The 14,203-nt window shown below is 67.0% G+C and carries 14 protein-coding genes; 13 read left to right on the top strand and 1 reads right to left on the bottom strand.

The annotated features are described in order from the left end of the window. The first annotated feature begins 81 nt into the window (after positions 1-81). From cobW to cobJ, 6 genes are read left to right on the top strand one after another with little or no spacing between them, the layout of a single operon-like run. Positions 82-1,119 (top strand): cobalamin biosynthesis protein CobW, encoded by a 1,038-nt coding sequence (gene cobW / locus OVY48_RS00770; protein ID WP_037478584.1) that lies wholly within the window; start codon positions 82-84, stop codon positions 1,117-1,119. 10 nt (positions 1,120-1,129) lie between these two features. Further along, positions 1,130-4,414 carry a cobaltochelatase subunit CobN gene (cobN, locus tag OVY48_RS00765; RefSeq protein WP_313921618.1) on the top strand — a complete coding sequence of 1,095 codons (3,285 nt, stop codon included), beginning with the start codon at positions 1,130-1,132 and terminating at the stop codon, positions 4,412-4,414. Then, positions 4,411-5,541: a cobalamin biosynthesis protein CobG gene (locus OVY48_RS00760; RefSeq protein WP_043152858.1), complete on the top strand. Its 1,131-nt coding sequence runs from the start codon at positions 4,411-4,413 to the stop codon at positions 5,539-5,541. The genes cobN and OVY48_RS00760 overlap by 4 nt, the downstream gene beginning before the upstream one ends. Further along, complete coding sequence (locus tag OVY48_RS00755; protein ID WP_037474434.1) at positions 5,541-6,170, top strand: precorrin-8X methylmutase; 630 nt, start codon at positions 5,541-5,543, stop codon at positions 6,168-6,170. The genes OVY48_RS00760 and OVY48_RS00755 overlap by 1 nt, the downstream gene beginning before the upstream one ends. Then, positions 6,167-6,904 (top strand): precorrin-2 C(20)-methyltransferase, encoded by a 738-nt coding sequence (gene cobI / locus OVY48_RS00750; protein WP_037474432.1) that lies wholly within the window; start codon positions 6,167-6,169, stop codon positions 6,902-6,904. Before OVY48_RS00755 ends, cobI begins: the two co-directional genes overlap by 4 nt. Beyond that, positions 6,901-7,662, top strand: coding sequence for a precorrin-3B C(17)-methyltransferase (cobJ, locus tag OVY48_RS00745; protein ID WP_037474429.1), 762 nt, complete (start codon positions 6,901-6,903; stop codon positions 7,660-7,662). Before cobI ends, cobJ begins: the two co-directional genes overlap by 4 nt. On the opposite strand, the gene OVY48_RS00740 is transcribed toward cobJ, so the two are convergent. Continuing rightward, positions 7,626-8,387: a cobalt-precorrin-6A reductase gene (locus OVY48_RS00740; RefSeq protein ID WP_037474427.1), complete on the bottom strand. Its 762-nt coding sequence runs from the start codon at positions 8,385-8,387 to the stop codon at positions 7,626-7,628. The two genes, cobJ and OVY48_RS00740, sit on opposite strands and share 37 nt — an antisense overlap. Here OVY48_RS00740 and OVY48_RS00735 point away from each other — a divergent pair. From OVY48_RS00735 to cobO, 7 genes are read left to right on the top strand one after another with little or no spacing between them, the layout of a single operon-like run. Beyond that, complete coding sequence (locus OVY48_RS00735) at positions 8,386-9,594, top strand: bifunctional cobalt-precorrin-7 (C(5))-methyltransferase/cobalt-precorrin-6B (C(15))-methyltransferase (protein ID WP_043152860.1); 1,209 nt, start codon at positions 8,386-8,388, stop codon at positions 9,592-9,594. The genes OVY48_RS00740 and OVY48_RS00735 overlap by 2 nt on opposite strands. Continuing rightward, positions 9,591-9,971, top strand: a complete 381-nt coding sequence (locus OVY48_RS00730; RefSeq protein WP_037478077.1) for a cobalamin biosynthesis protein — start codon at positions 9,591-9,593, stop codon at positions 9,969-9,971. The genes OVY48_RS00735 and OVY48_RS00730 overlap by 4 nt, the downstream gene beginning before the upstream one ends. Continuing rightward, entirely contained in the window at positions 9,968-10,765 is a 798-nt protein-coding gene (cobM, locus tag OVY48_RS00725) for a precorrin-4 C(11)-methyltransferase (RefSeq protein WP_037474424.1), read from the top strand. The genes OVY48_RS00730 and cobM overlap by 4 nt, the downstream gene beginning before the upstream one ends. Continuing rightward, positions 10,762-12,096 carry a cobyrinate a,c-diamide synthase gene (locus OVY48_RS00720; protein WP_043153170.1) on the top strand — a complete coding sequence of 445 codons (1,335 nt, stop codon included), beginning with the start codon at positions 10,762-10,764 and terminating at the stop codon, positions 12,094-12,096. The genes cobM and OVY48_RS00720 overlap by 4 nt, the downstream gene beginning before the upstream one ends. After that, on the top strand, positions 12,093-12,815 hold the full coding sequence (gene cobA / locus OVY48_RS00715; protein ID WP_037472924.1) for a uroporphyrinogen-III C-methyltransferase: 723 nt from the start codon (positions 12,093-12,095) through the stop codon (positions 12,813-12,815). Before OVY48_RS00720 ends, cobA begins: the two co-directional genes overlap by 4 nt. Next, entirely contained in the window at positions 12,812-13,576 is a 765-nt protein-coding gene (gene cobF / locus OVY48_RS00710; RefSeq protein WP_037472921.1) for a precorrin-6A synthase (deacetylating), read from the top strand. The genes cobA and cobF overlap by 4 nt, the downstream gene beginning before the upstream one ends. After that, positions 13,566-14,192, top strand: a complete 627-nt coding sequence (gene cobO / locus OVY48_RS00705; protein WP_037472919.1) for a cob(I)yrinic acid a,c-diamide adenosyltransferase — start codon at positions 13,566-13,568, stop codon at positions 14,190-14,192. Before cobF ends, cobO begins: the two co-directional genes overlap by 11 nt. Positions 14,193-14,203 lie beyond the last annotated feature (11 nt).

Here is a 14,203-nt window from a genome sequence, read left to right as displayed (position 1 = left end):
CGCTCGCCCGTCGTCGCGCGCCGACCGGACTTGTCCGGCAAGCCCCGCCGTTTGTCGCTCTGGCGCGCGGAGGAATTGCTTGTGGCCGACCTGTCAAAGGTGCCTGTCACCATCATCACGGGCTTTCTGGGCGCGGGGAAAACCACGCTTATCAGCCACCTGATCCGCAATGCGGGCGGCCGCAGGCTGGCGGTGGTGGTCAACGAATTCGGTACGCTGGGTGTGGATGGCGACATTCTTGCATCCTGCGCCATTCCAGACTGCCCGGCGGAAAACATCGTCGAACTGGCCAATGGCTGCATCTGCTGCACCGTGGCGGACGATTTCATTCCTACGGTCGAGAAGCTCCTCGCGCTTGATCCCCGCCCGGATCACATCCTGATCGAGACATCGGGTCTGGCGTTGCCAAAGCCGCTGCTCAAGGCGTTTGACTGGCCAGCGATCCGCAGCCGGATCACCGTGGACGGCGTGCTGGCGCTGGCCGATGCCGAGGCGGTTGCGGCAGGCCGGTTTGCGCCCGATGTGGCCGCGCTTGACGCCCAGCGCGCCGCCGATCCGAGCATCGATCACGAAACGCCGCTGTCCGAAGTGTTCGAGGACCAGCTTGCCTGCGCCGATATGATCCTGCTGACCAAGGTTGATCTGGCCGGACCCGAAGGCGTTGCCGCCGCACGCGCGATCATCGCGGCAGAGCTTGGCCGCCCGGTGCCGGTGATCGAACTGACCGAAGGCGTGGTCGATCCGCGCGTGATTCTGGGGCTTGATGCCGCCGCCGAGGACGACATCGCCGCGCGCCCATCGCACCATGATGGGGATGATGATCACGAACACGATGATTTTGACAGCGCCGTTATCGAATGGGGCGAAATTGCCGATCCGGCGGCCCTTGTCGCGCGGATCGAAACGCTGGCGCGCGATCACCATATCCTGCGCGTGAAGGGCTATGCCGCCGTTGCGGGCAAGCCGATGCGGCTGCTGGTGCAGGCGGTAGGCGCGCGGGTGCGCCACCAGTACGACCGTCCGTGGCGGCCTGACGAGCCGCGCCGCACCACGCTGGTCGCCATTGCTGAGCACGATCATGTCGATCCAGACGCCATTCGCGCGGTGCTGCTGGCGTAAGGCGCAGGCGATGCACGTCATTTTCCGCGAAACGCACGGGATGGAGGAAACCGCCGTCCCGCAGGATCTGGGGCAAGAGCCTGCGGATCTTGTGGTCCTGTCCTTTTCGGACAGCGATCTGGGGGCGTTCGCGGCGGCATGGCATCAGGCCCGTGCAGACGATGCGACATTTCCTTCGCTGCGGCTCGCCAATCTGGCAGCGCTTATGCACCCGCTATCGGTCGACACCTATGTCGAGCGGACGCTGTCAGGTGCGAAGGCGATCCTGATCCGGCTGATTGGCGGTACGCCCTATTGGAGTTACGGGCTGGAACGAGTGGAGGCTCTGGCCCGGTCGCGAGGCATCGCGCTGGCCGTGCTGCCCGGCGACGGCTGGGAGGACGGGCGGCTGGATGCAGTTTCGACCGTCCCCGTGCCTGCTTTGAGAAGCCTTGCGCAATTGTGCGATGCCGGCGGTGCAGGGGCGGCGCAGGCGGCGCTTGTTGCGCTTTCACGGCTGGCAGGGCTGATCGATACCCCTCCCCAAAATTGCGAGCCGCTGCCTATGGCGGGAGGTTGGCATCCCGACCGGGGCGTCGTCGATCCTGAATCCTTTGCGCGCAATCCCGGACGACCGCTGGTCCTGATCATCTTCTATCGTTCTTACCTGACCGCCCACGATCTGGACCCGTTTGCCGCCCTGCATGCCGCGTTCGACCGGCACGGCTTTGACGCACTGTCGATCTTCGTCCCCTCGCTGAAAGCCCCGCAGGTGCGCGATCAGGTGGACCGCTGGGTGCGCGGCCTTGGCCCGGCGGCGATCATCAACGCCACCGCCTTTTCCGCGCGTGGCGAAGACGGCGATACCCCGCTCGATGGCGCGGGCGTTCCCGTGTTCCAACTGGCGCTGGCCACGTCGGGCCGCACCGGCTGGGCAGCGGCTTCGCGCGGGCTGTCCCCCGCAGACCTCGCCATGCACGTGGTCTTGCCCGAAATTGACGGCCGGGTCTTTGCCGGGGTCGCCAGCTTCAAGGAAGCGGGTGCGCGCGATCCCGCACTAGGTTTTGCCCGCACCGTCCACCGCGCCGATCCCGACCGGATCGAGGCGATCACTGCGCGCGTGGCAGGCTGGATCGCCCTTTCGCAAAGGCCGGTTGCCGATCGGCGGGTTGCGCTGATCCTGTCGACTTATCCCGGCAAGGCATACCAGATGGCCCACGCCGTGGGGCTGGATGCGCTCGCCTCAGCCGAGGCGACCCTGGCCGATCTGGCCGAGGCGGGATATGCCACGGATGGCCAGACCGATCTGGGCGCGCGCCTTGAAAGCGAACATCAGCATTGGCCGCTGGCCGCGTATCGCAAGGCGCAGGCGGCATTGCCCGAGACCTTGCGCGCTGATCTTCATGCCGCGTGGGGCGAACCGGAAGCCGATGTGGCAGTCGCTGACGGCGCGTTCCGTTTTGCCGCGCTGTCCATCGGCAGCGCGCTGGTCGCCTTGCAGCCCGAACGCGGCGAGCGCGTCCATCGAGACGGGGACTATCACGATCTGTCCCGCTGCCCGCGCCATGGCTATGTTGCGTTCTATCTGTGGCTGCGCGAACGGGGCAGCGACGCGCTGGTCCACATCGGCGCGCATGGCACGCTGGAATGGCTGCCGGGCAAATCGGTCGCGCTGTCTGGCGCTTGCTGGCCCGAGGCGCTGATCGGCGCGATGCCGGTGATCTATCCGTTCATCGTCAACGACCCCGGAGAAGCTGCGCAGGCCAAACGCCGGATCGGTGCGGTTACTATCGGACACGTTCCGCCGCCACTGGTGCAAACTAAAAGCGGCGCGGGGCTGGCCCGGATCGAGGCGCTGCTGGATGAATTCTCCAACGCTTACGGGCTGGACCCGGCCCGCCGCGACCGCCTGCAAGCGAGCATCCGCGACGAAGCGCGCGTGCTGGGGCTGGAGGCGGAACTGGGCCTTGATGGCGCGGCCACGCTGGTTGAGGCGATCACCCGGATCGATCGCTTCGTTTGCGATGTAAAGGACAGCCAGTTCGGTGACGGGCTGCATGTGTTCGGGCGGGGCGATCAGGGCGCAGCCGAGCGGGCCGGATTGCTGACGGCGCTGGACGGACGGCGCGTTCCGCCCGGTCCCTCCGGCTCCCCGTTTCGCGGGCGCAGCGATGTGCTGCCGACCGGGCGAAACCTTTATGCAATAGACCCGCGGGCGGTGCCTTCACGCGCGGCCCACGCGCAAGGCGTGACACTGGCAGAGGAACTTATCCGGCGGCATTTGCAGGATCATGGCGATTATCCGCGCGGGCTGGTGGTCGATCTGTGGGGATCGGCCACGATGCGCACGGCGGGCGAGGAATTCGCCATGGCGCTGCACCTGCTCGGCGCAAAACCGCTGTGGGACATGACATCCGAACGGGTGGCGGGCGTTGAGATTCTGCCGCTGGCGCTGCTGGACCGGCCGCGCATCGACGTGACACTGCGGGTTTCAGGCCTGTTCCGCGATGCCTTCCCGGCGCTGCCCATGTTGTTCGGACAGGCGGTGCGAGCGCTGTGTTTGCGGGACGAACCGGCGGACTGGAACCCCTTTGCGGGGCAGGCGCCGGCCCCGCGAGTCTATGGACCGGCGCCGGGGAGTTATGGCCTTGGCCTTGGCGATGCGGCCGAGGTCTATACCGATGCGGCGCGACGCTCGGCCGGAGAGGCATGGCTGGCGGCATCGGATCATGCGTTTGACGCAACCTCCGATGCGATCGGGGGCACGCCCGATCCTGAGGGCCTGCGTCGGCGCGTCGAAGCGGCAGACGCCTTTGTTCATCTTCAGGACTTGCCGGAAACCGATCTGCTGCTGGCCGCGGACTCTGCCGCGCATGAGGCGGGCTTTGCCGCTGCCAAGGCGCTGATAGGCGGGACGGCAGCGCTCTATCACCTCGATAGTCGCGACCCGCTGAAGCCGGCCGCGCGCACCCTGACCGAAGAGATCGCCCGCGTGGTCCGTGCCCGTGCCGCCCATCCCGACTGGGTTGCAGGCATGATGCGGCATGGTTTTCGCGGGGGCGCGGAACTGGCCGCGACGCTGGATCATATGGGCGCCTTTGCGCACCTTTCAGGTAGCGTGCCGCCGCATCTGTTCGATCTCTATCACGATGCGACGCTGGGCCAAGCCGATGTTCGCGCGTTTCTTGTGCGCGAGAATCCCGGCGCGCTGGCGGCGATGGAAGCCCGCTTTGCAGCGCTCCATGCCGCCGGGCTGTGGCAGACCCGGCGCAATTCCATCCTCGCCAGCCTGCCCAGCCATGAGGACCGGACATGACCGGGCCTATGGTGAGGGGTTGGTGCCCCGATGCGTGGCACCCGATGATCGCGGGCGACGGGTTGCTGATGCGGGTAAAGCCGCGGCTTGGCCGCCTGACCCGCGCGCAAGTGCTGGGCCTGTGCGATGCCGCCATCGCGCATGGCAATGCCCTGATCGACATCACCGCCCGCGCCAATCTCCAGCTTCGTGGGGTGCGCGATACCGGCTGGCAGGCGCTGCTCGACCGGTTGCTGACGCTCGATCTGGTGGACGGTGACCCCGTCATCGAACAGCGACGCAACATTCTGGTCGCGCCGGATTGGCGGGTCGGTGATGACAGCCATCGCATTGCGGGCGCGTTGCTGACCCGGCTGGATGAGTTGCCCGATCTTCCGGGCAAGATGGGCTTCGTTATCGATGCTGGTCGGGCCTGCGCCCTGCACGGCGAGGTGGGCGATTTCCGCATCGAGCGCGACGAAAAAGGCGGCCTGATCCTGCGCGCCGATGGCCATCCGGGCGGTGTTGCAGTTGTCGCAGGTCAGGAAGTGGACGCCCTGATCGCGCTGGCACACTGGTTTTCTGCCAGCGGTGGCGCGGAAGCGGGGCGCATGGCCCGGCACACGGTTGCCCTGCCCGAATGGGCCTGTGGCGACATTCTGCCCGCGCCGTCGGCTGCTCGCATCGCGCCCGGCATCCATGATCTGGGCTGGGCTTATGGCCTGCCGTTCGGCCGGATAGAGGCGCCGATACTGGCTGGTGTGATGGAGGGATCGTCTGCCGGGGGGGTGCGGATTAGCCCGTGGCGGGTGCTCGTAGTAGAAGGCGCGCCTGCCATGCAGGTGGATGGCCTGATCACCGACCCTGCCGATCCGCTGCTGCATGTGGATGCCTGTCCGGGCGCGCCGTGCTGCACGCAGGCGTCGGTTGAAACCCGCGATCTTGCCCGCCGCCTTGCCCCGCATATCGCGGGACGGCTGCATGTTTCGGGCTGTGCCAAGGGCTGTGCCCGCCCGCGCGCCGCCGATGTCACGCTGACGGGCCGCGATGGCCTGTTCGATCTTTCCCTGAACGCGCGCGCCGGAGGGCCTGCGGTTCACTCCGCGCTTGGCCCGGCCGACCTTCTTGCCCAATTTGGAACCGCTTGATGCCCCATATCTATGAAACCGATGGCGCGGCCATTTATCGCCAGTCCTTCGCCACGATCCGCGCCGAAGCCGATCTGGCGCCCTTTTCTGCCGATGAGGAGCCGGTGGCGGTCCGCATGATTCATGCCGCCGGGATGGTCGAACTGGCGGCGCATATCCGCTTTTCGTCCGGCTTCGCACAAACGGCCAGTGCCGCGCTGGCCGATGGCGCGCCGGTGCTGTGCGATGCGCGGATGGTGTCCGAAGGGATCACTCGCGCCCGCCTGTCGGCCAACAATCCGATCATCTGCACGCTCAGTGCGCCGCCAGTACCGGACATGGCGCGGGCGATGGGCAACACCCGTTCCGCCGCCGCGCTGGAACTGTGGCGACCGCATCTGGCGGGCGCGGTGGTGGCCATCGGCAATGCGCCAACCGCGCTGTTCCATCTCCTGAATATGCTGGAAGATCCCGATTGCCCGCGCCCTGCGGCCATCATCGGCTGTCCGGTGGGCTTTGTCGGCGCGGCCGAATCCAAGGCCGCGCTGTGGGCCGCGCCGCCGGTGCCGTGCTGCATTGTCGATGGGCGGCTTGGCGGCAGCGCGATCACGGTCGCCGCGATTAACGCGCTGGCAAGCCGCGCCGAATGAGCGCGTCGTCATCAATCGGAACCATCCACGGCGTCGGGCTTGGTCCCGGCGCGGCCGATCTGCTGAGCGTGCGCGCCGACCGGTTGGTGCGTGGCGCTCGCCATGTTGCCTATTTCCGCAAGGCCGGACGGCCGGGGCAGGCGCGGCGGATTGTCGAAGGGATGCTGCGCGCCGACGTGATTGAAATCCCGATGGAATATCCTGTAACGACCGAGATCCCGTTGTCCGATCCCCGCTACAACGACTGTCTTTCCGCCTTCTATGCCGAATGCACCGCACGTTTGCTGGCGCTGGCGCAGGCGGGCGAGGACGTGGTTGTGCTGTGTGAGGGCGATCCGTTTTTCTACGGCTCGTTCATGCACCTTCATGGCCGTTTGGCGGGCATCGTCCCGGTGACGGTGGTGCCGGGTATCACCGGCATGGCCGGGGCATGGAACGCGACTGACATTCCCATCACCTGGGGCGATGACGTGCTGACCATCGCGATGGCGACCCTGCCCGAGGAGGAACTGGCCCGGCGCATCCGCGATACCGATGCGCTGGTGGTGATGAAGATCGGGCGCAACCTGCCCAAATTGCGCCGCGCGGTGGCAGCGGCGGGGCGCGAGGACGCGGCATGGCTGGTCGAACATGCCGCCATGCCCGGCCAGCGCGTCACGCGGTTGATCGAGGCGACCAGCGTCACGCCCTATTTCTCGATCCTGCTGATTCATGGACAGGGGCGTCGTCCATGAGCGGTTCGCTATCCATCGCCGGTCTGGGACCGGGCGACGAGGCACTGATCACGCCCGAAGTCACCGCCGCGCTGGCAGGGGCAAGCGATGTTATCGGCTATATCCCCTATGTCGCCCGCATCGCCCCGCGTGAGGGGCTGACGTTGCATCCATCCGACAACCGGGTGGAGCTGGATCGCGCGGCCCATGCGCTGGAACTGGCGGCGCAGGGCCGGCGCGTGGTGGTGGTGTCTTCTGGCGATCCCGGCGTGTTCGCGATGGCCGCCGCCGTGTTCGAGGCGCTGGAGGCTGGCCCGGCCCACTGGCGCGATCTCGACATCCGGGTGCTGCCCGGCATCACTGCCATGCTGGCCGCCAGCGCGCGAGCGGGGGCGCCGCTGGGGCACGATTTTTGCGCGATCAACCTGTCGGACAACCTCAAGCCGTGGTCCGTGATCGAAAAGCGGCTGCGGCTGGCTGCAGAGGCAGACTTTGCGATGGCGTTCTACAACCCGCGGTCGAAAGCCCGGCCGGAAGGTTTCGAACGTGTGCTGGAATTGCTGCGCGCGGTGTGTGGCAATGATCGCCCGATCCTGTTCGCCCGCGCCCTATCGACGCCCGACGAACAATTGCAAATCGTACCGCTGGGTCAGGCCCGCGCGGACATGGCCGATATGCGCACGATGGTGATCGTCGGATCGAGCCTGACGCGGATCATCGAACGTGCGGCTGGTCCCATTCTCTACACCCCCCGCTCGGCCTTGGGTTCGGCATCATGACCCAGCCACGCGAGCACATCCTCCGGGCGATAACACTCGGTCCGGCCCGGAACGGCGGGTCGGTCAATCATCAGGACCGGCAGGCCCAGCGCCCGCGCGGCGATCAGCTTGGCATCGGCACCACTGCCGCCAGCGTTCTTGCACACCACCAGATCGATGGCGTGCGCCTGCATCAGCTGGCTGTCGCCCATGACGGTAAATGGCCCGCGATCAACGATCAGGGTGTGATGGGGCAGGCCCGGCGGCTGCTCCGGCGCGTCCACGAAACGCAGCAGATAGTGGTGGTGTGGCTGCGCGGCGAAGGCTTCGACATGCATCCGCCCCAGCGCCAGCATGACGCGGCGGGCCTGTCCTGCCAGCGCGGCGACCGCGCCGTCGATATCAGCAACGCGGGTCCAGCGGTCACCAGCAACCGGTTCCCACGCGCGACGGGTCACGGCGACATGGGCCACACCCACAAGCCGCGCAGCCTCCACCGCATGACGGCTCATCGTCGCGGCAAAGGGGTGGGTCGCGTCGACCAGATGGGTCACGCGATGGTCGCGCAGATAATCGGTCAGCCCAGCCATCCCGCCGAACCCGCCAACCCGCACCGGAACCGGTTGAGCGCGGGGATTTTTCGTCCGTCCGGCATAGCTGAGTGTCGTCGCAATGCCCTGCGCGGCAAGCAGGCGGGCAAGAACGCTCGCCTCGGTCGTTCCACCCAGCAGGAGGACATGTCGCATGGCTGATACGGCTCCTGAAGCGTGGTTGACGATCATCGGCATCGGCGAGGACGGGCCGGATGGCCTGTCCGCTGCGAGCCGGGCGGCGCTGGCGCGGGCCGAACTGGTCATGGGACCGGCCCGGCATCTGTCGCTGCTGCCCGCGATTACCTGCCCTGCGACCGAATGGCCAGTGCCCTTTGCCGATGGCATCACCCTGTTGATGCAACATCGCGGACAGCGCGTGGTGATGCTTGCGTCGGGCGACCCGTTCTGGTTCGGGGCGGGGAGCAGCGTAACCCGGCAGCTCGATCCGGGCGAATGGGTGGCGATACCGGCGCCTTCCACCTTCACGCTGGCAGCCGCACGATTGGGCTGGCCGTTGCAGGATGTGGCCTGCCTTGGCCTGCACGCCGCGCCGCTGGAGCGACTTAAGCCCCATCTGGCGTCAGGGCAGCGCATTGTGGCGCTGTTGCGCGATGGCGAGGCCGTGGGCGCGCTGGCCGATTATCTGACCGGCCAAGGCTTTGGCCCGTCAGTGCTGCACGTGATGGAAGCGCTCGGTGGTCCGCGCGAACGGGTACGCCGGGTGACTGCAGAAGCGCTGACCTTCACCGACATTGCCCATCCGGTTGCGGTCGGGATCGACTGTGTGGGCCACGGTGATGCCTTGCCGCAGGCGGCAGGACGACCGGACCACTGGTTCGCATCCGACGGGCAGTTGACCAAGCGCCCGGTGCGCGCCTTGACTTTGTCGGCGCTGGCCCCGTGTGTGGGGGAACTGCTGTGGGACATCGGCGCGGGATCGGGTTCCATCGGGATCGAATGGCTGCTGGCCCACCCGGCCAACCGCGCCTGCGCGATGGAAGCCGATCCGGTGCGCGCGGACCGGGCGCGGGCCAACGCCGCTGCGCTGGGTGTCGACCGATTGCAGGTGGTGATCGGACGTGCGCCGGATACTTTGCCGCCGGGACTAGTGCCCGATGCGGTGTTCATCGGCGGCGGATTATCGGAAGCCTTGCTGGACGCGCTGTGGGCACGATTGCCCGCCGGAACGCGGCTGGTGGCCAATGCGGTGACGCTGGAATCAGAAGCGCTGCTAGCCCGGTGGCATGGCCAGAAGGGCGGGAGCCTCCTGCGCATCGAACTGGCCGACGCCGCACCGTTGGGCAACCGGCACGGCTGGCGCGCGCGCTATCCGGTGGTGCAATGGAGCGTGACGCTGTGATCGTCGCAGGCTTCGGCTTTCGCGCGGGCGCGGCCCTGCCCTCACTGCGCGCGGCGTTCGCGCTGGCGCAACAAGGGCAGCCGCCGGTGACGCATCTGGCCACCGCGCAGGACAAGCTTGCGGCGCTGGTCCCGCTGGCAAAGGCGCTTGGCCTGCCGCTGACGGGCGTGGCGCCCGATGCATTGGCCGCCGTCGCCACCCTCACGCGCTCCGCCGCCAGCCTGACCGCCCGCCACGTCGGCAGCGTGGCCGAAGCATCCGCCATGGCCGAAGCAGGCGCCGGCGCGCGCCTGCTGTCGCCGCGCCGCATCTCGCCCGACCGCATGGCCACGTGCGCCATTGCGGCCAGTGTCACCTTTCAGGGAACCCCAACATGACCGTCCATTTCATCGGCGCCGGTCCCGGCGCGCCCGACCTTTTAACCTTGCGCGGACGCGATCTGATCGCGGGCAGCCCGGTGTGCCTCTATGCCGGGTCGCTGATCCCGGTCGCCGTGCTCGATCATTGCCCGCCGTGTGCCCGGATCGTGAACACCGCGCCGCTGGAACTGGACCAGATCATGGCCGAGATCGCCACTGCCCATGCCGCCGGGCACGATGTGGCGCGGCTGCATTCGGGCGATTTGTCAGTCTGGTCGGCGATGGGCGAGCAATTGCGCCGGCTGCGCGCGATGGACATTCCCTTTACCGTGACGCCCGGTGTCCCAGCGTTCGCCGCCGCCGCCGCTGCGCTGGAGGCAGAGCTGACCCTGCCCGCGCTGTCACAATCGCTGGTGCTGACCCGCACGCCGGGCCGCGCCAGCACCATGCCGCCCGCCGAAAGCCTGACCAATTTTGCCGTTACCGGCGCGACGCTGGCCATTCACCTTTCGGTTCACAATCTGGCGCAAGTGGTGGCGGACCTGACGCCGGCCTATGGCGCGGATTGCCCGGTCGCGGTGGTCTGGCGCGCCAGCTGGCCCGATCAGCAGATTGTCCGGGCGACGCTCGACACCATCGAACAGGCCGTGGCGGGCAGCACGGCCAAGAATCTGCAACGCACCGCCCTGATCCTGGTCGGGCGGGTGCTGGCGGCGCAGGATTTTGCCGAAAGCAGCCTCTATGCGCCCGGTTATGACCGCCGCTTTCGGCCTCAGGATGCCGGTTCGCGGTTTGCGGGGGCATCGGAATGAGCGCGCGCCACCAGACTCCGGGATTGATGATCGCCGCCCCCGCATCGGGCACCGGCAAGACCACGGTGATGCTGGGCCTGCTGCGCGCGCTCACCGAAGACGGGCTGGCGGTGCAGCCGTTCAAGAGCGGGCCGGACTATATCGACCCGGCCTTTCACCGCGCCGCCTGTGGCCGACCGTCCTTCAACCTTGATAGCTGGGCGATGGAAGGCGATCTGATCGCTGCCATCGCGGGGCAGGCTGCGGGCGCGGACATGGTGCTGGCCGAAGGGTCGATGGGCCTGTTTGACGGCGTGGCCAGCAAGGGCGCATCGGGCAATGGTGCCAGCGCCGACATGGCCCGCCGCATGGGCTGGCCCATCGTGCTGGTGCTGGATGTATCGGGGCAGGCGCAGTCCGCCGCCGCCACCGCACTCGGGTTCAGCAGCCTTGATCCGGGGCTGCCATTTGCCGGGGTGATCCTGAACCGCGTGGCCAGTCCGCGTCATGAACGGCTGGTGCGCAAGGGCATGGAGGCGGTGGACATTCCGGTGCTGGGTGCCCTGCCAAGGCGCGGCGACCTGACCCTGCCCGAACGCCATCTTGGGCTGGTTCAGGCGGTGGAGCATCCCGACCTTGATCGCGCGATTGCCGAGTTTGCGGCGTTCCTGCGCGCCCATGTTGATCTTGATGCCGTTCGCCGTGCCGCCGGTGCCGAACCACAAGCCGATGGCGGCAAGCTGCCCGTCCCGCCGGCCCAGCGCATCGCCATGGCGCGCGATGCCGCCTTTTCGTTCGTCTATCCGCATCTGATCGAAGGGTGGCGGCGCGCCGGGGCGGAGATCCTGCCGTTTTCGCCACTGGCCGATCAAGCGCCCGCCGCCCATGCCGATCTGGTGTGGTTGCCTGGCGGCTATCCCGAACTGCACGCCGGAACCATCGCCGCCGCAGCGACATTCCTGTCCGGCCTGCGCCATTATGCCCAAACGCGCCCCGTTCACGGCGAATGCGGCGGCTATATGGTGCTGGGTGAGGGGTTGATCGACAAGAGTGGTGAACGGCACCGGATGGCCGGGCTGTTGGGGCTGGTCACCAGCCATGCCCAGCGCAAGATGCACCTTGGCTATCGCCATGCCGAACTGCTGGTGCCGATATCGGGCCTTGCCGCCGGGACCAGGCTGCGCGGGCACGAGTTCCACTATTCAACCATTGTCGAACAGAGCGACGCGCCGCTGGCGCGGGTGACCGATGCCGAGGGCGCGGCGGTGGCCGAAACCGGATCGCATCGCGGCCATGTCACCGGCAGCTATTTCCACATGATTGCGCCACTGAACCCCGTGGACGTGTCATGACCGGTTTTGTTTCCTTCGTGGGGGCCGGGCCGGGCGATCCCGAGTTACTGACGCTCAAGGCGTTGGCGCGGTTGGAGGCCGCCGATGTCGTGCTGTTCGACGATCTGGCTTCCGGTCCTATCCTTGACCGCGTGCGCCTGGACACCACACTGGTGAATGTCGGCAAACGGGCGGGACGGCAATCGCCCAGCCAGGCCGAGGTGAACCGCCAACTCGTGGATCATGCCGCTGCGGGTGGCCGTGTAGTGCGGCTAAAATCCGGCGATTCTGGGATCTTTGGCCGTCTTGAGGAGGAAATCGAGGCATTGCGGCTTGCTGGTATCGGTTTCGAGATCATCCCAGGCGTCAGTTCTGCCAGTGCAGCGGCGGCCACTGCCGGCATTCCCCTGACAAGGCGCGCGCTTTCACGGCGGGTCCAGTTCATCACCGGGCATGGTGCGACGGGTGCCTTGCCTAATGACCTCAACATGGCAGCCCTGGCCGATGCCGAAGCGACAACCGTCGTGTTCATGCCCAAGCGAACCTTCCCTGAACTGGCCGCCCGGCTGGTCGCTGCGGGGCTGCCCCCACAAACGCCGGCGTTGTTGGCCGAGAATGTGGGCCGCGCCGATCAGCGTCTCACGCGCAGCTCGGTTGCCGGGTTGGCAGACACGCTGGCTGAGGGCGTGGGGTTCGCCCCGGCCCTGATCCTCTACGGCCCATTGTTGGAGGAAGCATGATCGAGCTTTCCCTCATCGGCATCGGCACGGGCAATCCCGATCACCTGACGGCGCAAGCCGTGCGGGAGATGAACAACGCCGACCTGATTCTGCTGCCGCGCAAAGACAGCGCCAAGTCCGACCTGATCGACCTGCGCCGCGCCATCTGTGGGCAGGTGTTGACCGGCCCAGTGCCGATTGTCGAATTCGACATGCCGGTTCGCGACGCAGGCCGGGATTACACGCAAGCGGTTGACGATTGGCACGAGGCTATCGCTGCAGCATGGCGCGCCCAGATCACCACGCATCTGCCAGCGGGCGGGCGGTTGGCATTGCTCGTCTGGGGTGATCCTTCGCTTTATGACAGCACCTTACGGATCGCCGAAAAACTCAAAGCTGGCGGCCTTACGATGCAGGTGCGCGTTGTGCCCGGCATCACAAGCATTCAACTGCTGACCGCCGCGCATGCCATTCCGCTCAATCCCCTTGCCGGGGCGGTGACGATCACCACCGGGCGTAGGCTACGCGGCCAGGGCTGGCCCGAAGGGACCGACACGCTCGTTGTCATGCTCGACAGCGGCTCTGCCTTTGAGGTGCTGGAACCGCAGGGCATCACCATCTGGTGGGGCGCCTATCTGGGCATGGCGCATGAAGTGCTGGAGCGGGGTGTGCTTGCTGAGGCTGGCCCCCGGATCGCCCAGTGCCGGGCCGAACTGCGCGCGCGCCATGGCTGGATCATGGATGTCTACCTCATGCGAAAGGAACAAATTGATGGAAACTGACAGCGAAGTGCAAGCGGTGAGCGACGATGCCCGCCACGCCGAAAAGATGCGCAAGAAGCAGACCGCGCAGACCAAGATCATGGCCAGCAAGACCCGCGAGCAGGGCCTGCTGATCGTCCACACCGGCAAGGGCAAGGGCAAGACCAGCGCCGCGCTGGGCATGGTGGTTCGCGCCATCGGCCACGGCATGAAAGTGGGCGTGGTCCAGTTCGTCAAAGGGGCGATGAAGACCGGCGAAAAGGCGGTGTTCGATGCCTTTCCCGACCATGTCGAATTCAAGCCGATGGGCGAGGGTTTTACCTGGGACACGCAGGACCGCACACGCGACATTGCGGTGGCCCGCGCCGGCTGGGACGAGGTCAAGCGCATGATCGCCGATCCCAGCTATCACATGGTTCTGGCCGACGAACTGAACATCGTGCTGCGGTATGACTATCTGCCGGTCGATGAAGTGGTGGCGGTGCTGACCGCGCGCGACGCCATGAAGCATGTGATCGTCACGGGCCGCAATGCGCCCGACGCGCTGATCGAGGTGGCGGACCTTGTCACCGAGATGACCATGGTGAAGCACCCCTTCCGTTCAGGCGTGAAGGCCCAGGCCGGCATTGAATTTTGACCGGGGATCGA

It is taken from the genome of Sphingobium sp. SA2, from assembly GCF_032227065.1.
GTDB lineage: Bacteria > Pseudomonadota > Alphaproteobacteria > Sphingomonadales > Sphingomonadaceae > Sphingobium.
Note: the sequence above shows the minus strand (reverse complement) of the source record. Positions and strands in the feature narration are given on the sequence as shown.

What these genes read in the sequence shown, in the direction of transcription:
- cobN (WP_313921618.1), top strand. Translation starts at nt 1,130, where the DNA reads ATGCACGTCATTTTCCGCGAAACGCACGGGATGGAGGAAACCGCCGTC.
- OVY48_RS00760 (WP_043152858.1), top strand. Translation starts at nt 4,411, where the DNA reads ATGACCGGGCCTATGGTGAGGGGTTGGTGCCCCGATGCGTGGCACCCG.
- OVY48_RS00755 (WP_037474434.1), top strand. Translation starts at nt 5,541, where the DNA reads ATGCCCCATATCTATGAAACCGATGGCGCGGCCATTTATCGCCAGTCC.
- cobI (WP_037474432.1), top strand. Translation starts at nt 6,167, where the DNA reads ATGAGCGCGTCGTCATCAATCGGAACCATCCACGGCGTCGGGCTTGGT.
- cobJ (WP_037474429.1), top strand. Translation starts at nt 6,901, where the DNA reads ATGAGCGGTTCGCTATCCATCGCCGGTCTGGGACCGGGCGACGAGGCA.
- OVY48_RS00735 (WP_043152860.1), top strand. Translation starts at nt 8,386, where the DNA reads ATGGCTGATACGGCTCCTGAAGCGTGGTTGACGATCATCGGCATCGGC.
- OVY48_RS00740 (WP_037474427.1), bottom strand. Translation starts at nt 8,387, where the DNA reads ATGCGACATGTCCTCCTGCTGGGTGGAACGACCGAGGCGAGCGTTCTT.
- cobM (WP_037474424.1), top strand. Translation starts at nt 9,968, where the DNA reads ATGACCGTCCATTTCATCGGCGCCGGTCCCGGCGCGCCCGACCTTTTA.
- OVY48_RS00720 (WP_043153170.1), top strand. Translation starts at nt 10,762, where the DNA reads ATGAGCGCGCGCCACCAGACTCCGGGATTGATGATCGCCGCCCCCGCA.
- cobA (WP_037472924.1), top strand. Translation starts at nt 12,093, where the DNA reads ATGACCGGTTTTGTTTCCTTCGTGGGGGCCGGGCCGGGCGATCCCGAG.
- cobF (WP_037472921.1), top strand. Translation starts at nt 12,812, where the DNA reads ATGATCGAGCTTTCCCTCATCGGCATCGGCACGGGCAATCCCGATCAC.
- cobO (WP_037472919.1), top strand. Translation starts at nt 13,566, where the DNA reads ATGGAAACTGACAGCGAAGTGCAAGCGGTGAGCGACGATGCCCGCCAC.